At 39.7% G+C, this 22082-nt stretch carries 19 protein-coding genes; 11 read left to right on the top strand and 8 right to left on the bottom strand.

The window, feature by feature from the left end; translation table 11 throughout:
- The first annotated feature begins 21 nt into the window (after window positions 1–21).
- Window positions 22–801 carry a diaminopimelate epimerase gene (gene dapF / locus B3297_RS14130; RefSeq protein ID WP_112375034.1) on the top strand — a complete coding sequence of 260 codons (780 nt, stop codon included), beginning with the start codon at window positions 22–24 and terminating at the stop codon, window positions 799–801.
- Between the two features lie 253 nt (window positions 802–1054).
- Window positions 1055–3940, top strand: coding sequence for a DEAD/DEAH box helicase (locus B3297_RS14135; protein WP_112375035.1), 2886 nt, complete (start codon window positions 1055–1057; stop codon window positions 3938–3940).
- Between the two features lie 8 nt (window positions 3941–3948).
- On the opposite strand, the gene B3297_RS14140 is transcribed toward B3297_RS14135, so the two are convergent.
- Complete coding sequence (locus tag B3297_RS14140; RefSeq protein WP_070561282.1) at window positions 3949–4758, bottom strand: helix-turn-helix domain-containing protein; 810 nt, start codon at window positions 4756–4758, stop codon at window positions 3949–3951.
- 336 nt (window positions 4759–5094) lie between these two features.
- Between B3297_RS14140 and B3297_RS14145 the strand changes: the two genes are divergently transcribed.
- Both B3297_RS14145 and B3297_RS14150 read left to right on the top strand, forming a co-directional pair.
- Window positions 5095–6144, top strand: coding sequence for an HlyD family secretion protein (locus tag B3297_RS14145; protein WP_070561283.1), 1050 nt, complete (start codon window positions 5095–5097; stop codon window positions 6142–6144).
- An 11-nt stretch (window positions 6145–6155) separates the two neighbouring features.
- Window positions 6156–7727, top strand: a complete 1572-nt coding sequence (locus B3297_RS14150) for an MFS transporter (protein ID WP_172462417.1) — start codon at window positions 6156–6158, stop codon at window positions 7725–7727.
- A gap of 241 nt (window positions 7728–7968) precedes the next feature.
- On the opposite strand, the gene gltX is transcribed toward B3297_RS14150, so the two are convergent.
- Window positions 7969–9489 carry a glutamate--tRNA ligase gene (gene gltX, locus B3297_RS14155; protein ID WP_201640038.1) on the bottom strand — a complete coding sequence of 507 codons (1521 nt, stop codon included), beginning with the start codon at window positions 9487–9489 and terminating at the stop codon, window positions 7969–7971.
- Between the two features lie 121 nt (window positions 9490–9610).
- Here gltX and B3297_RS14160 point away from each other — a divergent pair, with 121 nt between their 5' ends.
- From B3297_RS14160 to B3297_RS14180, 5 genes are all read left to right on the top strand, one after another.
- Window positions 9611–10840, top strand: coding sequence for a sensor histidine kinase (locus B3297_RS14160; RefSeq protein ID WP_070561286.1), 1230 nt, complete (start codon window positions 9611–9613; stop codon window positions 10838–10840).
- Complete coding sequence (locus B3297_RS14165) at window positions 10821–11369, top strand: DinB family protein (RefSeq protein WP_046673623.1); 549 nt, start codon at window positions 10821–10823, stop codon at window positions 11367–11369. The genes B3297_RS14160 and B3297_RS14165 overlap by 20 nt, the downstream gene beginning before the upstream one ends.
- A complete protein-coding gene (locus tag B3297_RS14170) occupies window positions 11335–11760 on the top strand; it encodes a hotdog fold thioesterase (RefSeq protein ID WP_112375037.1) in 426 nt (141 codons plus the stop codon). Before B3297_RS14165 ends, B3297_RS14170 begins: the two co-directional genes overlap by 35 nt.
- A gap of 322 nt (window positions 11761–12082) precedes the next feature.
- Window positions 12083–13375, top strand: a complete 1293-nt coding sequence (locus B3297_RS14175; RefSeq protein ID WP_204990867.1) for a sugar MFS transporter — start codon at window positions 12083–12085, stop codon at window positions 13373–13375.
- Window positions 13376–13513: 138 nt separating this feature from the next.
- Entirely contained in the window at window positions 13514–14359 is an 846-nt protein-coding gene (locus tag B3297_RS14180; RefSeq protein WP_070561502.1) for a DUF2911 domain-containing protein, read from the top strand.
- An 89-nt stretch (window positions 14360–14448) separates the two neighbouring features.
- On the opposite strand, the gene cdaA is transcribed toward B3297_RS14180, so the two are convergent.
- Window positions 14449–15243 carry a diadenylate cyclase CdaA gene (cdaA, locus tag B3297_RS14185; RefSeq protein WP_046672648.1) on the bottom strand — a complete coding sequence of 265 codons (795 nt, stop codon included), beginning with the start codon at window positions 15241–15243 and terminating at the stop codon, window positions 14449–14451.
- Window positions 15244–15303: 60 nt separating this feature from the next.
- Here cdaA and B3297_RS14190 point away from each other — a divergent pair, with 60 nt between their 5' ends.
- Window positions 15304–16020, top strand: coding sequence for a pyridoxine 5'-phosphate synthase (locus B3297_RS14190; RefSeq protein ID WP_046672649.1), 717 nt, complete (start codon window positions 15304–15306; stop codon window positions 16018–16020).
- A gap of 227 nt (window positions 16021–16247) precedes the next feature.
- Here B3297_RS14190 and lepB read toward each other — a convergent pair whose 3' ends face one another.
- From lepB to B3297_RS14215, 5 genes are all read right to left on the bottom strand, one after another.
- Window positions 16248–17816, bottom strand: coding sequence for a signal peptidase I (lepB, locus tag B3297_RS14195; protein ID WP_112375039.1), 1569 nt, complete (start codon window positions 17814–17816; stop codon window positions 16248–16250).
- Window positions 17817–17832: 16 nt separating this feature from the next.
- Window positions 17833–18576 carry a 4-hydroxy-tetrahydrodipicolinate reductase gene (gene dapB / locus B3297_RS14200; RefSeq protein ID WP_070561291.1) on the bottom strand — a complete coding sequence of 248 codons (744 nt, stop codon included), beginning with the start codon at window positions 18574–18576 and terminating at the stop codon, window positions 17833–17835.
- A 204-nt stretch (window positions 18577–18780) separates the two neighbouring features.
- Window positions 18781–19503: a DUF5683 domain-containing protein gene (locus tag B3297_RS14205; protein ID WP_201640035.1), complete on the bottom strand. Its 723-nt coding sequence runs from the start codon at window positions 19501–19503 to the stop codon at window positions 18781–18783.
- 1 nt (window position 19504) lies between these two features.
- Window positions 19505–20440, bottom strand: coding sequence for a ParB/RepB/Spo0J family partition protein (locus tag B3297_RS14210; protein WP_112375041.1), 936 nt, complete (start codon window positions 20438–20440; stop codon window positions 19505–19507).
- Between the two features lies 1 nt (window position 20441).
- Window positions 20442–21239: a ParA family protein gene (locus B3297_RS14215; RefSeq protein WP_070561294.1), complete on the bottom strand. Its 798-nt coding sequence runs from the start codon at window positions 21237–21239 to the stop codon at window positions 20442–20444.
- Window positions 21240–21466: 227 nt separating this feature from the next.
- Between B3297_RS14215 and B3297_RS14220 the strand changes: the two genes are divergently transcribed.
- Entirely contained in the window at window positions 21467–21988 is a 522-nt protein-coding gene (locus B3297_RS14220; RefSeq protein WP_112375441.1) for an NADPH-dependent FMN reductase, read from the top strand.
- Window positions 21989–22082 lie beyond the last annotated feature (94 nt).

The raw sequence follows: 22082 nt of genomic DNA on the forward strand, positions 1-22082 counted from the left end.
TTGTTACTACAAATCAACGTAATGGCATCAAAAGTAAGATTTTCAAAATATCAGGGCGCAGGAAATGACTTCATTTTAGTAGACAACCGCGACAGTGCATTTGACCGCGCAGATGAAGCATTGGTAGAAAAACTCTGTAACCGTCGGTTTGGCATTGGTGCCGATGGCTTAATGCTGCTTCAAAACAAGGAAAATTACGATTTTGAGATGATTTATTATAATGCCAACGGCAGAGAAGGCAGCATGTGTGGTAACGGGGGCCGTTGTATCGTCGCTTTTGCACGCGACTTAGGCATCATTACTGACAAAACTGTCTTTTTGGCAGTAGACGGCATACACCATGCCTCGCTAGCAGCAGACCTTGTCAACCTGCAAATGATCGATGTACAAGATTATACACGTGATGGTGAAGCTTATGTATTACAAACGGGGTCTCCACATTATGTTGAGTTTGTAAAAAATCTGCAGGATAAAAATGTCTTCCAAGATGGCTACGCAATTCGCAACAATGCTACTTATGAAAAAGAAGGCATCAATGTAAATTTCATTGAAGCGGAAGGAGATGGTTATTTCCTCCGTACTTTTGAGCGCGGTGTTGAAGATGAAACCTATGCCTGCGGCACTGGAGCAACTGCAGCAGCGATGGCTGTTGCTCTGCAGCAAAATTTAGAAGGTGATATCACTATTCCTATTCGCGTATTAGGAGGGCAGCTTTATATTTCATTCCATAAGAAGGGCTCCCATTTCTCAGAGGTATTCTTAAAAGGTCCAGCACAATTTGTCTTTGAAGGAAACTATTAGATTTTTACTCCTATAGCGAGTCAAGCTAATTACAACTCAAATTTTCAACTCAGGTAAATTAAGCCGTGAAGGACGACCTGTTATCTTTGGCATTTAACGATACCTGTGAACAACTTCATAATGAAGGTTAGTACAGGATCTTAACGAGGCTATCCCTTGGAATCGATTTTTAAAATTTCAACGTGCAAATTGCAATTAATGGTATATTTTATTGTATATTAGAAACCTTTATTTATAAGGTCCGCTATTTTTAATGCAACAGTCAAAGTCATTTCCAGTATATAAAATCGTTTATTCTATATGTGAGCATCCCTATCTTGGCTATCTTATTGAGCCACACATGGTCAAACTCAATCCCAACGGGACTTACTCACTACGTTATCAGCGTATATTTAGCAATACTGTCGATGCTTACGCCGCGGAATTGGATGAAGTAGATTACAAACTGATTCGATTGCTCGATGAAATCGAACAAACGCATCTCATCAAAAAATACTATAAAAAAGCAATTAGACCTGTCGATTTCTTTTCCAAAGTTTTCGATAAAAAGTTGTATGAACTTCTTCGGCCTAAAATAGATGAAAAAATGATCCAATTTTTTGAAGCTATTGGAGACAAACCACTTTTCATGATGAGCAAAGATGGTTATCCAGCAGATCAAGAAATTAAATTGGCAACCTCTGCGGCATCGATTCTATTTCATTTTCGACGAAACGAAGAAGAAACACGTTATTTCCCGACAATCAAATACGAAAATCAGCGTCTGGAGTTTATGTTCAAAAATGCCATTGTCTTGACCAATGTACAAGCATGGTTACTTTTAAACAATACCCTATATTATTTCGATCAGGCCCTTGAGGGCAAGAAGCTCAGCCCTTTCCTGAATAAACGTTACATTTCTGTCGGTAGAAGCACTGAAAAAAAATATTTCGAAACCTTTGTATGTGGACTGATTGAACGTTATCATGTCTATGCCGAAGGATTTGAAATTCAGACCCACCAGCACCAAGCAATTCCACTCCTCCATTTGATTTATGTCGAGGATGGAGCCTCGCAATTACAACTGCAATTCAAGTACGGACCGCATACCTTTACCGCGGGAGCCGAGAATAAGGTTACTGTTCGCATGGAATATAATGCGCAAGATGATCAATATATATTCCACCGTGTCAAACGATCGTTGCAATGGGAAGAACAACAACATGAAAGCTTAAAAAAATTGGGACTACAGGATGTTGATCTCCAACTCGGCTTATTAACGCCAGCAAACCAAACTGGAAAACGGCTTTCAGTATTTGACTGGATGAACAACCATCAAGAACAACTGGAGGCTCTTGGATTCCACATTATACAAAATAGTGAAGAAAAACGCTTCTTCATAGGGCACACCTCCTTAGATATCTCCATTGATGAAGACAATGATTGGTTTGATATAAGTGCTATCGCAAAATTTGGGCCCTATGAGATTCCATTTATTCAGCTGCGCAACCATATCCTTAATAATATTAAGGAATTCACCTTACCAAATGGAGAAATTGCCATGATTCCGGAAGAATGGTTTGCAAAATACAACCATCTCTTCCAATTTTCTGCAGACCGACATGAGCTCAAACTAAATAAGGTACATATTGGTCTACTCTTTGAAATTAGTGAGCATACAAAACTGGTATTTACACGAAAACTACAGAATCTAGCCAACTTTGAAGAGATTGCTGATATTCCCGAACCAAAACATTTCAAGGGAAATCTTCGCCCATACCAAAAAGCAGGATACAATTGGTTTAATTTTTTGAAGCAGTATAAATTTGGCGGCTGTCTTGCAGATGATATGGGTTTAGGTAAAACCATACAGACTTTAGCGTTATTGCAACAGCAAAAAGAACAACTCCAAGACGAACAGGATGTCCGTACCTCACTTTTGGTCTTGCCAACATCATTGGTATACAACTGGCAAAAAGAAGCACAGCAATTTGCGCCACAGCTTAATATTCACCTTCATACCGGAAACAACCGCATTAAAGATGCCTCGCTTTTCGCTAAATATGATTTGGTCATTACTACCTACGGGATTGCCCGCATTGATGAAGAAACCTTGAGTGGCTTTTATTTTAATTACATTATCCTCGATGAGAGCCAGAATATCAAAAACCCAACTTCCAAATCGTTTAAAGCCATCAAAAGCCTAAAAAGCAAAAACAAATTGGCCTTGAGTGGAACTCCTGTAGAAAATTCCGTTTCGGATCTTTGGGCACAGATGCACTTCACCAATCCAGGATTACTAGGAAGCTATACCTATTTTCAGAAGGAATTTGTACAGCCCATAGAAAAGAAAAAAGATGAAGAAAAGGCGCAGCGTCTTCAAGCGATTGTCAAACCTTTTATATTAAGACGTACAAAAGATCAGGTGGCAACAGAATTACCGCCAAAAACTGAACAGGTACTTTATTGTGAAATGACTGAAAAACAATCCGAGTTGTACGAAAAAGTCAAATCTGAATATCGCAATGCCATTCTTGACGGACAATTGGACAGCAAGCCAAAATCTACCCAAATTGCGCTGTTGCAGGGCTTGACAAAGCTCCGACAATTAGCCAATCATCCCCGAATGGTGGATGAGAAGTTCTCGGGTGCTTCCGGCAAGTTCGACGCTGTCATTGAAACGCTTGAGATGGTAATGCAAAGGGGCAACAAAGTACTGATTTTCTCCCAGTTCGTAAAACAGCTCAATATCTTCCGTCAGTATTTCGATAATAAAGGAATAAATTATGCCTACCTAGATGGCGGCACAAAGAACCGGGATGAAGCCGTTAGCCAATTTCGTAAAAACAACGATACTAAGTTATTTCTTATATCGATAAAAGCAGGTGGGGTGGGACTCAATCTGATTGAAGCGGACTATGTTTTTATTCTGGATCCGTGGTGGAATCCAGCTGTGGAACAACAGGCCGTAGACCGTTCACACCGCATCGGTCAAACGCGCAATGTATTTATCTATAAATTTATCAGTAAAGATACCGTCGAAGAAAAGATACTGGCTTTACAGAATAAAAAGAAATCGATTGCACAAAGCCTGATCACGACAGAAGAAAGCTTTATCAAGTCACTATCTCAGGAAGATCTGCAGGAACTTTTGGCCTAAATAAAATATTACTGTTTATATTCATTAATCTTCGCCATATATATCGATGGACGGATACCCGTTACACGCGTAAAAATATTACTAAAAGAAGACAGCTCGTTGTATCCCACGCGCATGGCTATTTCTAGAATGGAATAGCTATTCTCTGACATCAGCTCCAAAGCTTTTGCAATTCGTATGGCTCTTAAAAACCGAATATAACTGATGCCCATATCGTCTTTAAAAAGTCTGGACAACGAGCGGCTACTCATTCCAAAGCGAGCCGCAATCTGTTCTATGGTAAAGGCCTGATCAATGTTGCTGTTCAGATATCTAGCCACACTCCTGAGTTTCTCACTTTTAGGATAGGGATGCTGCATCGGGAAAGCATCTATTGGTGAACTTGTATCCGGAATGATAGCCATCATCGCGCGCAAGAGACAGTATTTTGAATAATCGGTCGTTTTACTGACCCCTCCGCTCCAATCCTGAGCAAATAAAAACATTTCACGCACCAGATCATTGCTAAGAAATATATTCGGTACTGAAAGTACGGACGGCATCTGCTGCCGCTCTTTGAAATAAAAACTATATAGCGGGATACGGGAGCTTGTGCTTTCCAGATGATAGGTTGTATTTGCCGGAATCCACATGTAAAATCTTGCCGGTAAGTACCAGTGCTTTGTTGCTGTAAACACATGAACAATTCCACCTTCGGCATAGAGCAACCGTGCCTTTTTATGTTTATACTCCCGAGAATCGATACGATCGACATACATGTGGTCTACATAAAAATCATATTGATCAGCATCAATAGCTGCCAGTTTTTCCTCTTCCATAACTTAAAATTACACTTTTCCTACAACATGGCGCAAATGAACATATATTCGTCCGACTATACAAAACAAAACGTTTCTATCTCACAGTATCTTTGTACAGCCATATGCTCATGTGCTCAGAGGAAATTTGCTCGTATTCCGAGTACTCCTGTTTAAGTCAAATACAAAACCAGAAAAATTGCTACTTCGAGTACAGCATAGCTGAACTGGATGAATGGCTCCGAGACTTTTTGAGCTGGAAGCTTTGATGATTTTAAGGTAAAGGATACGTCAAGCACATACAAAGGAATAAGCACAGGCAAAGCAAACAATTGAAAAACGCGCAATTAAACAACAATGAATAAAGAAGATAAAAAAGACAAAACAAAGGGATTTAATAAAGTGCTCGTCATATTTGCCAGCCTATTATTATTGACCGGTATTGGCGTCTTAGTCAGACACCTCATTTTTACTAATCAGTATGTCACGACAAATGACGCTCAAATTGATCAATATGTTACACCCATTGCCAGTAGAATCGCTGGTTTTATTAAAGAGGTACGATTTGAGGAAAATCAATATGTTCATCGAGGCGACACGCTGCTTATTATAGACGCGAGCGAGTATCAAACCAAGGTGGATATGGCGAATGCCGAACTCCAAAGTAGTGAGAGAAATGCCGAGGTTCTCAGCAAAACAGCCGATGCGGCAGCTAATAGTATTTCGGTTCAAAAGGCAAGATTAGAGGCTGCAAAAGTAAGTGTATGGCAGACCCAACAGGATTACAATCGGTTCAAGAATTTATTTGAAGCTGAGGCTGCCACCAGACAGCAGTACGATAATGCCAAAGCAGCATACGATATCGCATTGGCGCAATTGCACGCCATTACGGAAGAATATAATTCAGCTCAACTGAACAGCAGCAAAGAAAAAGCAAACGAATTGCCGGCAAGAGCTAATATCAATATCAAAAAGGCTGCGAAAACAAATGCACAGCTTTTTCTCTCCTATACCGTAGTAACCGCTCCCTACGATGGCTTTGTTGGCAAACGAACGATCCAACCAGGACAATTTGTAAAGGAAGGCCAGACACTAGCCAACGTCATTAGCGAGGAAAAATGGATCAACGCTAATTTTAGAGAGACTCAACTCGAAAACCTTTCAGAAGGTACTGTAGTCACGATACAGGTTGATGCCTTTCCCAAACTTAGTTTTAAAGGAAAAATTCACTCTTTTTCCCCAGCATCAGGTTCCAAATTTTCCGTGATACCTCAAGACAATGCAACCGGAAATTTCGTAAAGATTGAACAACGGATTCCTATTAAAATTGTATTTGATCCAAAACAGGATCTTAAGAAATTGCGTGCCGGTATGAATGTGGTTATCCATGCTACCCATCAATCCTAATCATCATGCGTATGAATAAATCTTTATACTATAGTTGGGTGCCCGAATGGATAAAACTTCCGTTAATGATATTAGCGATGTTCCCACATCTCATGTTAATGTCTCTCTTCCATTCCAATACGGCATTTACCGCTTCGGTACTGGACATTGAAGCCGAGGATATTCAGTATTTTCTATCCCTGATGTATGGCGCCATTGTCGTTGCTTTACTTCTATTTCAGCGGCTATTTTCCTTCTTCAGAGTAAGAACATATATTCTTTTGACCTGCAGTCTTTCCATTTTGATCCTACTAGGCATTTCGCTGACAAGAGATCCATTTCTTATTGGCATTCTGCGCGTGGTAGAAGGTATTTTCTGTGTATTGGAAGGAGCTTGCTTTCTTCCCTTGCTTATGATGCAAATTAGGCATGCCAAAAGCCGTACGATTGCTTATTTTTTCCTGTACACCTTTATGCTTACGGGATCAACTTTAACGACCTCCTTACTCAAAGAAAGTATTATGGATTACGGATGGCAAGATATGATCCACGTCGTCCTCTATTGGCATTTGATTGTGATTGCAATAGCTTTGCTGTTACTTAACAATAATCGCTTGGGTAAAAAATTCCCCCTCTATCAATTAGATCTGGCAAGTTGCTTGTTTTTATTGATATCATTGAGCTGTGGAGCTTATGTCTTAATTTATGGTCGCAAATACTATTGGTTTGAACACGCCAATATCACCATAAACTTCGCCCTTTCCCTTATTTTCGGCGCACTCTTTATGATTAAACAAAAGACGGTCAAAAGACCCCTTTTTCATTTTGAGATCTTGAGATACAAAAATGTGATCTTTGGTGTTACCCTGTTTTTTCTGTTTTATATTATTCGTAGCTGCCTCAATAATGTTTATACTGTAATGGCTACAGTTTGGAAGTGGCCCTGGCATTATATTATTGATGTACAGTACATCAACGTGTTTGGCACAATACTGGGTGTCGGTAGTTCAGGTTTTTTACTCCTGCGCGATGTATCTCCTAAATATATCTTTGGTTTCGGCTTTTTGATTTTGGCGACCTCATGTTTTCTATTTGTACCCACATTTTACCCTGACACCACAATTTGGGCAATCGGTCTTCCTTTGTTTATTCAAGGAATAGGTCAGGGATGGCTCTTTACACCGCTTGTTATCTATATCTTGACTGGTGTCGAATCCCATCACGTTGGCAATGCAGGTCTTATGGGCACAACAGCTCGGTTCTGGAGTACGAATGTCGGATTTGCTCTTATCCAAAACGTCAGTTATGTACTAAATCAAAAACATTATATTCAACTCGAACAAACATTGAATACAAGCAATACCTTAACAATAAACTATTGGGATACATTAATGGAGAAATATGCCGGAATATATGGCGATCAGATAGCAAGCCGTATTGCCAGCAAAAGTATTTTGGGAACCCTAAGTCAGCAAGCAACGTTAATCAGTAACATGGAGATATTTACTTATCTAGGGATACTAGGAATACTAATAACGGGGCTAATATTTTTATTCGGCCCAGCCAAAACACTTTTCATGCGCCTAAGGATACCATACTTGTAAATGAGGCCACTCCCCCCTATAGACAAGCTCCATGATTTCGCGAGCAACAACAGTTAAGAACCCGAACGGAAGATTCTTTTTGGCTAATCAACCGCGTATCGGGCGCGCATTGATGACTTAATCGCGCATTGATGACTTGATAAAAACAACAGCAATCAATAAACAACCTCTTTCAGAAAAAAGGGGCTGTTTGCATAGCAATGCAGACAACCCCTTTTCAGTATCTCGTACTTAAAGCTATTTAAGCATCGAATTCTTTAAGTGCTTTTTTCACACGCGCTATGACCTCTTGTTGACCAAGTAATTCAACAATCTGAAATACATCTGGTCCAAACTTACCCCCTACCAGCATAATCCGGAATGGCATCATAAGCTCACCCATCTTCATCCCTGATGCCTGAATCGCATCTTTGAAGAAGGGTTCCAATTCAGCAGCCTTCCAGGTATTAAATCCTTCAAATGATTGGTTAATATGCTCAAAAAATGCTGTTTTCTCAGCAGACCATTTAGGTTTTACCGCGCTCAAATCATATTCCGCAGGCTGCGAAAAGAAGAAGGACGCCTGAGTCCAAAAGTCTTCAACAAAGGTTAAACGTTCTTTCACGGCATCCAATACTCGGCTCACATAAGCGGCATCGGCTTCTACTTGATGATGCTCCAAAACTGTATTGATCTGTGGCAACAGAGATTCTGTCGATGTGCGTTTAATCCATTCATGGTTGAACCATTTTGCTTTTTCAAAATCAAATTTTGCCCCAGCTTTACTGATACGGTCAACACCAAATTTCTGGATCAATTCATCTAAGGAGAAAATCTCCTGTTCAGTTCCATCATTCCAGCCCAACACCCCAAGCATATTGACAAAAGCTTCTGGCAAGAAGCCCATCTCACGGAATCCTTTTGTTGTATCACCAGATTTCGCATCAGTCCAGTTCATTGCATAAACAGGGAAGCCCAAGCGATCGCCATCACGCTTACTTAATTTACCATTTCCATCTGGTTTCAGAATTAATGGAAGGTGTGCCCAACCTGGCATGCTATCACCCCAGCCGAGGTATTCCCACAATAAAATATGGATAGGCGCCGAAGGCAACCACTCTTCACCACGGAAAACATGCGATATTTCCATAGCTTTATCATCGACAACAACTGCCAGATGATAAGTCGGCATGCCATCTGCTTTAAGCAACACCTTGTCATCGACAAGATTTGTATCAAAAGCAACCTTTCCACGGATCATATCCGTGAATGTTACCGTTTCATCGGTAGGAATCTTTATACGAATGGTATGCGGAGTCCCCGCATCCAATAATTGTTGAGTTTCAGTCTCAGACAGACTCAATGAATTACGCAATTGAAGTCTATTTTCGTGGCTATAGCGAAAATTAGGCTGCAACTTACGTTGCTCATCCAATTCCTCTGCAGTATCAAATGCATAATAAGCATAACCATTCTCGATCAACTGCTCAGCATATTTCCGGTAAGATGGTTTTCGCTCACTTTGACGGTAAGGTCCGTACTCGCCCCCTTTTAACGGGCTTTCATCTGGAGACAGACCACACCATGCTAAACATTCGTTGATATACTCCTCAGCACCTGGGACAAAACGAGTTTGGTCCGTATCCTCGACACGTAAAATAAAATCTCCCTGATGCTGACGCGCATAGAGAAAATTAAACAAAGCTGTACGTACCCCACCAAGGTGAAGACCACCTGTCGGGCTCGGTGCAAAACGCACTCTTACTTTTCTTTCTGAACTCATGCCGCAAAATTACCACAAAATTTTTGATTTGGATGGTACGTTAACTTCTTCAATGAAATAAAAGTGCAGAAAACAGACATTTATTCAGTAATTTGCAAATGAAGGACACGAATACGTAATCATGAAACCCTATCAGATTAGCCAACAACGCTGGAAATTTATCTTGCTTATCTTTGCAGCAGTCATTGCTGTCGCCTCTTTGGTTTATACCAACTACCTCGTTCGAAATCTTGCGCATGCCGAACGTTCAAAGGCTGAGGTATGGGCTATGAGTACCAAAAATATCATGACCATGCCCGACGTTGATGATGAATTCATTACATTTATTTACGCCGTAAGAGACAGCCTAAATTTACCAGCAATTATTACTGACGATAAGGAAGACATTATTTTCTGGCGTAACCTCGATTCCACAAAGACAAATATTAAACCCGGACACAACGACAGTGTTACAAAACATCTCGATTATGATCCGGCATATTTTCAAAAGCAGCTCGCGTTTATGAAGAAGAGCCATCCTCCGATTACATTGGAATTGGAAAATGGTCAAAAATGGCATGTTTATTATAAGGATTCTTGGTTTTTGCAACAGTTAAGGGTGTTTCCTTATGTACAATTATCATTGATTGCCCTCTTTCTCATTATTGCCTATACGGTTTTCAACTCCATCCGAAAATCTGAACAAAATCTTGTTTGGGTCGGACTAACCAAAGAAGCAGCACATCAGTTGGGCACCCCTATTTCGTCACTGATGGGCTGGTTAGAATTGATTCGCATAAAATTTGATGCCGAAGAAGATGACACGCTAAATGAAATGGAAAATGACATTAAACGACTTGAAATCGTCGCTGACCGCTTCTCCAAAATAGGATCTACTCCCGTACTGACCAACCATAACCTCTATGATGTCATCAAAAATTATATGGATTATTTTCGCATACGAACCAGTAATAAAATTGCTTTCGAATTAAAAGGCGACACACATCTTGAAGCACAACTCAATATTCCACTCTTTGATTGGATTATCGAAAATTTATTGAAAAACGGAGTAAATGCCATTGGCACAGAAGGAAAGATAACTGTTAATATTTCAGAAAATATTGCGAAAGAAGAAATTTTTATAGACATTAGTGATACGGGCAAAGGAATTCCGAGATCTAATTTTGAATCTGTTTTCCAGCCGGGTTTCACAACACGGAAAAGAGGTTGGGGGCTTGGCCTTAGTCTGACAAAAAGAATGGTGCGGTACCACCAGGGACAAATTTTTGTAAAAGAATCTGAAGTAGGTAAAGGAACAACATTTCGAATAATCTTAAAAAGCAATTTAAAATATGAAGCCACTCAAATCTGACGAATATCCAGCAGTCTACGCACCTTATATAGAGACTGTCGTCGATAACGTGTTTGATGCACTAGAAGAACAAACGCTCTCCTTTCCAGCATTTCTGGACACGATTCCTGAGGAAAGAGGTAATTTTAAATACGCCGAAGATAAGTGGACCATCAAAGAAGTTGTTGGCCACGTCATCGATAATGAGCGTATCATGGCTTACCGGGCATTGCGTTTTTCACGTAATGACCTTAAAGAGCTTGCCGGGTATGACCAAGACTATCTCATTCAATATTCCCGTTACAACGACCGCACATTAGAAAGTTTAAGCAAAGAATTCACCTTTCTTCGCAAAGCTAACATGATGCTTTTCAATAGTTTTAACGATGTGGAACTAGAACGTAAGGGCATGGCATCTGAACGGCTGACAAGTGTAAAAGCGCTTTTGTATGTCATTGCGGGCCATCTCAATCATCACCGCATTATTATCCAAGAACGTTATTTAAACTCAGACGATGTCAAAAATTTGGTTTCAGCATTACAGCATTGAGGAAATTAACGTATTCTTCAATAAATATCTGTCAGGTCTGCTCGAAATTCAAGCAACAGAAATAGATGACAACTCCATCACGGCGACCATGCCTGTAACAGATAAAGTCAAACAGCCGCACGGCATTTTACATGGCGGTGCTTCTGTCGTTCTGGCGGAATCTTTGGGAAGTATCGCATCCAATCTCGTGGTTGACCCTGACAAATACCGCGGTGTGGGACTTGAAGTAAATGCCAATCACATACGCCCGGTCAGTAGCGGTGTAATCACCGCGAAATGTAGTCCAATACACATTGGTCGGTCCACACATATTTGGGAAATAAAAATGTACGATCGTTTCAACAAATTAAATTGTATCTCAAGACTTACAGTAGCAATCGTTCCAAAATAACGAGGACTGTATGGCTCCTGCTAACTCGATTTATCAACTTGGTCCAATTAAAATTCGACAACGTTCATAAGCAAAGGAGGATAAATTTCACAATTTATCCTCCTTTTTTTTGTCAATTAATTATCAAAATCCCTCAAAAATATGCCTTTATTTATTTCCAATATTCAAGAAATTTAAGTAGTCTTGTAGGATGGATACCTTAAAAATCAGTAATTATGGAGCGCAATCGTTTGTTCATTCCTTATTCCTACTGATTTACCAATCCTCGAACGATAACTTAACTACTCGAACGATAACTTAACTAAATATAATAAAACAAAACATGACCACTAATCCTAACGTTGGTAAAACAGCTTTTCGCCCTATGGCCATCTGCTGTGGTTTATTTTTTATCCTCGGTTTTATTACCTGGGCAAACGGAACTTTAATTCCATTCTTAAAAATTGCTTGTAACCTCGAAACAGATTTGCAAGCTTTCTTCGTAACCTTTGCTTCCTATATTGCTTATTTTTTCCTAGCACTTCCAAGCTCAGTCATCATCAAAAAAATTGGTTTCCAAAATGGTTTAGTTGTCAGTCTTATTATATTAGGTTTAGGGTCCTTGATCTTTATTCCTGCGGCAGATAACAGAAGCTATGGTCTATTTTTAACAGGAATCTTTATTCAAGGTTCAGGAATGGCATTATTACAAACAGCAGTTAACCCTTACTTAAGTATTATTGGTCCTATTGATAGCGCAGCACAACGAATTTCAATAGCTGGTTTTTTCAATAAATCGGCTGGTATCATTGTACCTATCCTTTTCGGAACACTCTTTTTAAAAGATGCTCAAAAAGTAACAGCAAAATTAGAAGCAACAACGGATCTGGTCCAAAAAAATGCGATCTTAGATAATCTTCTTCAACGCGTACACACGCCATACATCTCGCTTGCAATTATTTTCGTTGCCTTCGCAATTTTCTTAAAGTTCACTCACTTGCCTGAGGTCGATATGGACGCAGAAGAAGAAAGCAGCGTAGAAAGCGGAACTGTTGCGGCAAAGAAAACATCGATATTTCAATATCCACATTTGTTCTTGGGCGCTTTGGCAATTTTCTTCTGTGTAGCGGTCGAAGTTATGGCGGGAGATATCATTGGCGTCTATGCACGCGAACTGAAAGTTGATCCCTTCTTTACGACCTACGCAACAGCATTTACACTATCTTGCATGTTGATCGGTTACATTATCGGTATTATCTCTATTCCAAGATTTGTATCACAACAAATGGCCCTACGCATTTGCACAATCATTGGCATCACATTCACCGTCATTTCTGTTTTCACAACTGGCACAACATCATTTATATTTGTTGCCTTATTAGGAATCGCAAACTCCCTCATGTGGCCAGCGATCTTCCCATTAGGAATTAAAGGTCTGGGAAAATTCACAAAAACAGGATCAGCAATTATGATTATGGGTATTGCTGGTGGAGCAATATGGCCTTTGATCTATGGACTGTTAAAAGATCATTTGCATATTGATTTTCAACATGCATTCCTATATGCGATGGTACCAGGCTATCTATACATTATGTATTTCTCTATAGCAGGTCATAAAGTGGGAAAAACGAATTAAGGTAAATCCATCTTATATTTTAAGAAAAAAAGGCATCTNNAGATGCCTTTTTTTCTTAAAATTCTTCCTACTTTTAGGAGATAGATGCTGTAAGAGCCATTAAATATTAAGCATACAACAAAACAAACAATGATACAGATGAAAAAGAATCTTTTTGCAATTGCCATTGCCGCAACAATGATGTTTACGGCCAACGAATCTTTTGCTCAGCTAAAGCTACCTGCAGCAAGTAGCTCACAGACAGTTACACAAGGATTGGGTATTGAAAACGTAACCCTTAATTACAGCAGACCTAGCATGAACGGTCGTAAGATCTTTGGCGATCTTGTTCCTTATAATGAAGTATGGCGTACAGGAGCAAATACCAATACCACATTAACCTTTGAAGGTGATGTTGAGTTGAATGGCCATAAGCTTTCTGCTGGAACCTACGCTCTTTTCACAATCCCGAACAAATCAGAGTGGACCATCATCATCAGTAAAAACACAAAACAATGGGGTGCCTATACCTATAAACAAACTGAAGATGCCTTACGCTTCAATGTTAAACCACAGACCTTAGCAAATCCAGTGGAGACATTTACCATTTCTTTTGACAATGTTACACCTACAGGCGCTGTATTGAGTCTCGCTTGGGAAAAAACGTCTGTAAAGGTTGATCTCAAAGTCAATCAACAGGCTAAAATATTAGCTTCTATTGACGAGGCTATGAAGGGTGAGAAAAAACCTTATTTTGCTGCAGCCCAATATTACTTCAGTAATAATTTAGATCTAAATAAAGCACTAAGCTGGTTTGACGAAGCTGCTAAAGCTCAACCCAAAGCCGCTCACGTCCTATATTGGAAAGCAAAAGCGCAATTAAAAGCTGGAGATAAAAAAGGTGCGATAGAAACAGCAACCAAAGGTCTTGAAGTTGCCACAGCAGATAAAAATGGTGAATACATCAAATTAAATACACAAGTGATCAACGCTGCAAAGAAATAGGTATCTCTATCTAAAAATGCCCCCAGAAAGTGTCTAACTTTTTGGGGGCATTGGCATTTAAAACCTTTTTTATAGCTCAGCTTTTTATTTTATAACTCGTCTTTTAGCAATTGCTCAAGTTCTTCTGGTGAAACGTTCATATTGACGTTTCCATCCTTCGCAAAAGATATCTCACCAGTCTCTTCAGAGACGATAACGGCAATCGCATCCGAGATTTCCGTCACTCCAATTGCAGCGCGATGCCGTAGTCCGAATTGCAGCGGTAAATCCTCACTATCCGACAATGGTAGCACACAAGATGCTGTCATAATCTTAAAATCAACAATAACCACCGCACCATCATGTAATGGGCTATTTTTATGAAAGATACTTTCAATCAAGCGCTTGGAGATATGGGCATCAATATACTCACCGCTGCTTTGATAATATTCCTCGTCAAAATACTTTGAGAAAACTAATAGAGCTCCCGTCCGTGTACGCGACATGCTTCTACAGGCTTCAATAACGGGTTTTAGATCCTCCGTCAAATCTTTTTGTATTGCCTTTTTATTCCCGATAAACGACCAAAAAACTTTTTTTCGTTTCATGGATATATTCTTTCCCACGTGTAGTAAGAACCGCCTGATTTCCTGCTGGAATACAACAATCAAAGCAATTGATCCTACGGATATAAAACCGCCAAATATCTCAGTCAGCAAGCGCATATGCATCTGTTTGACGACAATATAAACGCCATAAAACAGTGCTACGCCAATCAGGATATTAACGGCAATGGTCCCCCTAATCAAACTATAGATATAGTAGATAATAATCGCTACCAATATGATATCAATAACGTCCAATAGGCGAAAGCCGCTAAACAGGCTATAGTCGATTCCATCCATATATGCAAGTTAAAAAAAAATAGATATTATTTGTATTTTTACATCATAACATACAGGAAAATGACTAGACTTTCAGTAAATATCAATAAAATCGCAACGCTCAGAAATTCTAGAGGTGGCAATAACCCCAATCTAGTATCTGCGGCACTAGCCTGTGAACGTTTTGGCGCTCAAGGTATCACTGTGCATCCACGACCTGATGAAAGACATATTCGATATCAGGATGTTTTTGATCTAAAAGCAGAAATCCAGACCGAACTCAATATTGAAGGGAATTGCCAAGAACAGAAGTTTATTGACCTTGTATTGGCCAATAAACCAGCACAGGTAACCTTAGTTCCCGATACCGAAGGACAATTAACCTCTAACCATGGCTGGGATACCATTAAAAACAAAGCCTATCTACAAGATATGTGTAAATTGTTCAAAGATGCAGGTATACGTGTTTCTATCTTTGTTGATCCCGTCGAAGAAATGGTAGAGGCCGCGGCCGAAACAGGAACAGATCGCATTGAGCTCTATACAGAAGGATTTGCTACAGAGTATGGCTTCGATAAAGAACTTGCGATAAAACCCTATTTCAAAGCTGCATTAAAAGCACGTGAAGTTGGATTAGGTCTAAATGCAGGCCATGACCTGGACCTCAACAACCTGCAATATTTCAACCAGCACATTCCTGAGCTGCTGGAAGTAAGCATAGGCCATGCGCTTATATCCGATGCACTATACTTAGGGTTAGAGGAAACGATCAAACGTTACCTCGCTTGTTTGAAGTAGTGCAACATTCAGGGAATAGCGTTCATCAGGCAGCACCCTTGTGGTTGAGAAACTGCAAAAATATTCATTAAAACCTTCGTAATTTCGCTGTCACCAGTAGCTCCAAAGGAGATCACAAAGGTTTCTCTTGCTGAGAGAAAACACAGATTCATAAAAAAGGGCTTTCACAACGAAAGCCCTTTTTTATTGCACCCCAAATAGCGGTGTTATTGCTCAAATGGCAGTTGCTAATGAATTCCTTTAAAGATACGGTTCCAGCGAATTTTCGAAAGTCCTGTACCAATCTCATCCCAGCTCATCCAAGTAAATAAAGCCTTTCCGACAACATGATCTTCGGGAACAAATCCCCAACCTCTTGAATCCAAGGAATTATGGCGATTATCACCCATCATCCAAAAATAATCCATTTTAAACGTATAATGGTCTACTTTCACATCATTGATATAGATCCCATCCGAACGTTTTTCTAACTTATTGTTTTCGTAAACGCGGATCGCTCTTTCATAAATGGGCAGAGTCTGTGCATTTAATGCCACCGTCCATCCTTTCTTCGGGATTAAAATCGGCCCAAAATTGTCAAAATTCCATTTGTATTGTGGATCGTACGGATAAGCACCTTCACCACCAGGATTTCTTCTGATTTCTTTGACATTCGACCACGATTTTACTATAGCTAATTCATCTTTTGTCATGAACAACTGATAAACACCAGGCTGCTGATCTCCACCAGCCGCTTCTATTCTCAACTCCCGTAATCTATCCATATTTAATGGGGTACCATCCGTTAAGACGAGATAGTCCAATTGGCTTTCTGGAGGATCAAAACCCGGTTGATCGTTCACAAAGAGTTTAGCATCCTTCATGAAAATTTTATCGCCCGGCAATCCGACACAGCGTTTAATATAGTTCTCCCTTTTATCAATAGGTCTTGCCTGGATCGTAAATTGGGAATTGACAGTCTGCCAGCCATAAGCCCGAACAAGATCGTAATAACTTGCATTTTGGTTCTCGAGCGCGACAGTGTCACCTGCAGGAAAATTGAAAACAACGACATCATTACGCTCAATCTTTTGAAATCCTGGCAAACGTTTATAGGGTAGTTCAATCAATTCAGAATATGCTTTCCCACCAGTGATGGGCATCGTATGATGCGCAAAAGGAAAGGCAATCGGTGTGTTAGGAACCCGTGGTCCATAATTTAACTTGCTTACAAATAAGAAATCCCCGATCAACAAGGTACGCTCCATCGATCCTGTAGGAATCATATAAGCCTCGATCAGAAAACCACGAATAAGTGACGCTGCTACAGTTGCAAATACAATGGCATCTGCCCATTCGCGTACCATGGATTTCTTGTACGGATATTTAATTTTATAATCTTTGTAAGATTCAAGTGCAATTTCGGCACGTTTCTCCTCGGTCAGTTCAATACCTTCCTGAGTAGCTGCCTTTAAATTCTTTGCATATAAACCATTCAAAAAACGCACATTGTTGTCCTTTGCCCACATGGGCAGAACGATAAAAGGCACTAAAACAGCAGCAGCATTCTCCCAAAACCGGCGTTTTCCAAAACAATGGATAAAATCAAGGTAAAGATTATAGAAAACAAAGACATTGACAATTGGCACGAGCAATAAAATTACCCACCATGTAGGTCTTCCCGTCAATTTTGCCTGAATATACTGGCTATAAAAAGGCACGATCGCTTCCCAGCCATTTCTGCCAGCTTTAACAAACAATTGCCACAAACCATATCCCGATATTGCTGTTAAAACCGCAAATATAATTAATCCCATAATCTACTAATTAGTACTATTTATTAAAATCAAAAATTTCAGTAACCTGATAGAAACCTTTTTTGCCATTCAACCATTCAGCAGCAACTACAGCTCCTAAAGCAAATCCATCACGGCTATGTGCGGTATGTTTAAATTCTATTTGGTCAACCTCAGAACTATAAAGTACCGTATGTGTTCCCGGAACCTCTTCAATTCGATGACTTTCTATTAAAAGTTCCTGTGGTTTTGGAATAAGCTCATCCTGTTCACCAACAACAGTATTTACCCAATTGGTTTTCACATCGCTATTATCCAATATCCCCTCTGCAATCGTAATTGCTGTACCACTTGGTGCATCCAATTTGTGAATGTGGTGTATTTCCTCTACCTGAACATCATATTGTTTATAAGGCTGCAATGCCTTCGCCAACATTCTATTGATATGGAAGAATACATTCACTCCGATAGAGAAGTTGGAGCCATACAAAATAGAACCATCAGCATCCAAACACTTCGCCTTAACATCCTCCAGTTGATCATACCAACCGGTTGTTCCGACGACAATAGGTACACCTGCCTCAAGACAAAGATTCATATTATCCAATGCTGCAGAAGGTACACTAAAGTCTATTGCGACATCAGCACCTTTAATATCATCAGCAGTCAGGTTAGGACGATTATGTTCATCGACAACTAAAAAAATTTGATGGCCTCTTTTCAGCGCGTATCTTTCGATAATCTGCCCCATTTTGCCATATCCCAAGAGAATGATGTTCATATATTTAGAAAAAAGTATAGTTTATTTTTAAAATTAAAAAATTTCAATGAAATACCCATGTTTAAAACCATAAACCCGTATGAAAATAAAACTGTTCAGTCCTTATTGTCTTAAATTTGCTTGGGCTATATGAATCCCTTAATAAAGAAATAAACTCATGAATAAACAAAAGGAATCAAAATATAACCTTTAAAACAGGAGATTTTAATTGAATTTCATGGTCAATTTAAGTCCGACCGTAGGTTTAAACGAATAAGTTCCCGACGCGAGACTAGCATCCATTAAAGTAGGTCCTATTAAGAAAGCCGTTTTTTTGGGTTTATCATCACCGATACTCCAGCGATATTTAAGCATCGAGTCGATATAAGCTTCTGCGACATTCAGGCCATAAACACCTAACGTAAGTAGCACCATGAGATCTCGATTTCGCCGCGCATTATCTTTTGCCCGGATGATAGATTGGTCGGAGATTCCGATGTAATAAGGATCAATCGGCTTACCAAGAGCTTTGTCTTGTAATACCCCCAGTAATTCCTTATAATAACGGTTATTAAAATCGAAAACAAGTACGGTTGTTATTAAGCCACCATAGATTGCAGGTACTTTTATCCACCAAACGCCGCCATTTGTATATTGTCCCCAGCCTGGAAGTACTAAAGAGCGCTTCCAAGCTTGTTTATTTTTTGCTTCGATAGCCAAACGGGTTGAATCTTTAAACACAACCTTCTCTTTCGCCTTCGCCTCCTCCTTCTCCCGTTTTTTACGTTCCTTCCGAGATTCCTTCTTTACGGTATCCTGTACCGATTTTTGCTTTATGCTATCTATTTTGACGGGTGCCAACTGTTTCTTAGGAATTGTATCCACAGTCTGTCCATGTACTACCGACAGTGCAAACACCGCAAATATCAAGCTTATTAACTTGGCCATATTACCAATCTAACAATTCAAGAATGCGACTTAAATCATCTTCCGACTCAAAAGGTATCTCAATAGCACCCTTTCCTTTCGTGCTCTTCAGATTCAATTTGACACGAGAAGAAAATTTCGACGCCAGATCATCTTCAATTTTCTGCAATTGAAAAGACATCGGAGCTTTATCTTTTCCAGCTTTTTTCTTACCGCCTTTTTGTAACTCACGAACCAACTCCTCCGCCTTACGGACGGATAAACCTTGATCAATAATCAACTTAAAGATATAAAGCTGCTTATCAACCTCTGGAATATTAATCAGGGCACGAGCATGTCCCATAGTCAAGGCTCCATCGCGTATTGCCGCTTGAATGACAGGTGGAAGTTTTAATAAACGGAGATAATTTGTAACAGTAGAACGGTTTTTACTAACACGTTCACCCAATTCTTCCTGTTTTAAATTACACTCCTCAATCATGCGCTGAAAGCTTAAGGCTACTTCAATAGCATTTAAGTTCTCCCGTTGAATATTCTCAATCAGGGCCATCTCCAGCATCTGCTGGTCGTTGGCGGTACGGATATACGCTGGAATTTCGGTGATACCGGCCAAGCGCGAAGCGCGGAGACGCCGCTCTCCGGAAATCAACTGATAATTTCCGTCCGAAATTTTACGTACGGTAATCGGCTGAATTAAACCCTGTAAAATAATCGATTCCGATAACTCCTGTAAGGCAACCGGATCAAATTCTGTACGCGGCTGAAAAGGGTTGACAGATATTTCTTCTACACGGACATGGCTGATACTGCCATTCTCTTTTGTTGTTTTTACTGCAGTTGGTGTAACTAGAGGAGCTTCTTCCACTTGCTGATTACCTTTAGCAGGAACTTCTACACTATCGTTTAATAGCGCACCTAAGCCTCTTCCCAGTCCTGTTTTACGCTGATGTGCTGCCATATTATGCGGTTACTGTTTTATTCATTTCATTAAGATGCCCATTTTTCTGTAAAATCTCGCGTGCCAAATTCAAATAATTTATTGCCCCTTTGCAGGACGCATCATGCATGATAACAGAAATTCCAAAGCTTGGAGCTTCGCTCAAACGGGTATTTCGCTGAATAATCGTATCAAAAACTAAATCTGTGAAATGTGTTTTCACTTCCTCGACCACCTGATTTGACAATCTTAAACGAACATCATACATGGTCAACAAAATTCCTTCGATCTCCAAACTTGTATTTAAACGGTTTTGAACGATTTTAATTGTGTTCAACAACTTACCAAGTCCTTCTAGGGCAAAGTATTCGCACTGTACCGGAATGATAACTGAGTCCGAAGCAGATAGTGCATTGATTGTAATTAAGCCTAAGGAAGGTGAACAATCGATGATAATAAAATCATAATCCTGTTTCACCTGATCCAAGATTTTTTTCATCTTGTACTCCCTTTCGTGCATATTGATCATCTCAATTTCTGCCCCAACCAAATCAATATGAGCCGGTAAAAGATCCAAATTTGGCGTTTCTGTTGATTGAATAGCCTCACGAGGATCCAAATCATTCACTAAACATTCGTATACACTTGCGCTGATTGTACGAGGGTCAAAGCCAATCCCAGAAGTAGAGTTTGCTTGGGGATCTGCATCGACCAACAATGTTTTATATTCTAAAACCGCCAAACTAGCCGCCAAATTAATTGACGTTGTGGTTTTTCCGACCCCACCCTTTTGATTTGCGATTGCAATTACTTTTCCCATCTTGAATGAAAACCTTTCTTAATTAAAATGTCATTTTATACTACATTTCACGTCTCTGAAGATCAATTTGCCCAAATTTTAATCTGCGATTCAAATTAACAAAACTAATTCAGCATATTTCGTACTTTTGATTGATCGAAAGCACATATCCTCAGGATGCTAAGATACAAAAAATCAAGATATGTATCCACTTTGAAAATGCGCTTTTTATAAGTATCAACAACACAATGATTTTAATAATATCCGGAACAAACCGTCCCAATAGTAAGACGTTAAAAATAGCAAAATGCTACCAGCAATTACTTGATCGTAAGTCAATTGAAAGTAACATCTTTTCGTTGGAAGATCTACCAGCAAACATTTTAGAAACAGATCTTTACGGAAAAAGAAGCACCGCATTTGAACCCATCCAAGAAATGGTCAGTAAAGCTGAGCTATTTATTTTCATCGCTCCCGAATACAATGGAAGTATTCCAGGAGCACTGAAACTGTTCATTGACTGCTGTACATTTCCGATTAGTTTTTATCACAAGAAAGCTGCATTGGTTGGGTTATCCTCAGGTCGCTATGGCAACCTCCGCGGCATAGATCACCTGACGGGCATATGCCACTACTTAAGAATGCACGTGCTTCCCCTTAAGATCTTTCTACCCAATGTTCAGAACGAACTGAATGATGAAGGGCAGTTATTCAAAGAAGATACGCTGCAATTTATCAACGAACAGATTGAGGAGATTATCCGGTTTTAATACGCTAGTTTTAGTAGCCATGATAGCGAATTCACCTTAAAACTAATCCTACTCGCGAACAGTGAAACAAGGATTCCGTAGCGTGAAACAAGAA

The organism is Sphingobacterium sp. UBA3519, assembly GCF_002377215.1.
Lineage (GTDB): Bacteria > Bacteroidota > Bacteroidia > Sphingobacteriales > Sphingobacteriaceae > Sphingobacterium > Sphingobacterium multivorum.

What these genes read in the sequence shown, in the direction of transcription:
- dapF (WP_112375034.1), top strand. Translation starts at nt 22, where the DNA reads ATGGCATCAAAAGTAAGATTTTCAAAATATCAGGGCGCAGGAAATGAC.
- B3297_RS14135 (WP_112375035.1), top strand. Translation starts at nt 1,055, where the DNA reads ATGCAACAGTCAAAGTCATTTCCAGTATATAAAATCGTTTATTCTATA.
- B3297_RS14140 (WP_070561282.1), bottom strand. Translation starts at nt 4,758, where the DNA reads ATGGAAGAGGAAAAACTGGCAGCTATTGATGCTGATCAATATGATTTT.
- B3297_RS14145 (WP_070561283.1), top strand. Translation starts at nt 5,095, where the DNA reads ATGAATAAAGAAGATAAAAAAGACAAAACAAAGGGATTTAATAAAGTG.
- B3297_RS14150 (WP_172462417.1), top strand. Translation starts at nt 6,156, where the DNA reads ATGAATAAATCTTTATACTATAGTTGGGTGCCCGAATGGATAAAACTT.
- gltX (WP_201640038.1), bottom strand. Translation starts at nt 9,489, where the DNA reads ATGAGTTCAGAAAGAAAAGTAAGAGTGCGTTTTGCACCGAGCCCGACA.
- B3297_RS14160 (WP_070561286.1), top strand. Translation starts at nt 9,611, where the DNA reads ATGAAACCCTATCAGATTAGCCAACAACGCTGGAAATTTATCTTGCTT.
- B3297_RS14165 (WP_046673623.1), top strand. Translation starts at nt 10,821, where the DNA reads ATGAAGCCACTCAAATCTGACGAATATCCAGCAGTCTACGCACCTTAT.
- B3297_RS14170 (WP_112375037.1), top strand. Translation starts at nt 11,335, where the DNA reads ATGTCAAAAATTTGGTTTCAGCATTACAGCATTGAGGAAATTAACGTA.
- B3297_RS14175 (WP_204990867.1), top strand. Translation starts at nt 12,083, where the DNA reads ATGACCACTAATCCTAACGTTGGTAAAACAGCTTTTCGCCCTATGGCC.
- B3297_RS14180 (WP_070561502.1), top strand. Translation starts at nt 13,514, where the DNA reads ATGAAAAAGAATCTTTTTGCAATTGCCATTGCCGCAACAATGATGTTT.
- cdaA (WP_046672648.1), bottom strand. Translation starts at nt 15,243, where the DNA reads ATGGATGGAATCGACTATAGCCTGTTTAGCGGCTTTCGCCTATTGGAC.
- B3297_RS14190 (WP_046672649.1), top strand. Translation starts at nt 15,304, where the DNA reads ATGACTAGACTTTCAGTAAATATCAATAAAATCGCAACGCTCAGAAAT.
- lepB (WP_112375039.1), bottom strand. Translation starts at nt 17,816, where the DNA reads ATGGGATTAATTATATTTGCGGTTTTAACAGCAATATCGGGATATGGT.
- dapB (WP_070561291.1), bottom strand. Translation starts at nt 18,576, where the DNA reads ATGAACATCATTCTCTTGGGATATGGCAAAATGGGGCAGATTATCGAA.
- B3297_RS14205 (WP_201640035.1), bottom strand. Translation starts at nt 19,503, where the DNA reads ATGGCCAAGTTAATAAGCTTGATATTTGCGGTGTTTGCACTGTCGGTA.
- B3297_RS14210 (WP_112375041.1), bottom strand. Translation starts at nt 20,440, where the DNA reads ATGGCAGCACATCAGCGTAAAACAGGACTGGGAAGAGGCTTAGGTGCG.
- B3297_RS14215 (WP_070561294.1), bottom strand. Translation starts at nt 21,239, where the DNA reads ATGGGAAAAGTAATTGCAATCGCAAATCAAAAGGGTGGGGTCGGAAAA.
- B3297_RS14220 (WP_112375441.1), top strand. Translation starts at nt 21,467, where the DNA reads ATGATTTTAATAATATCCGGAACAAACCGTCCCAATAGTAAGACGTTA.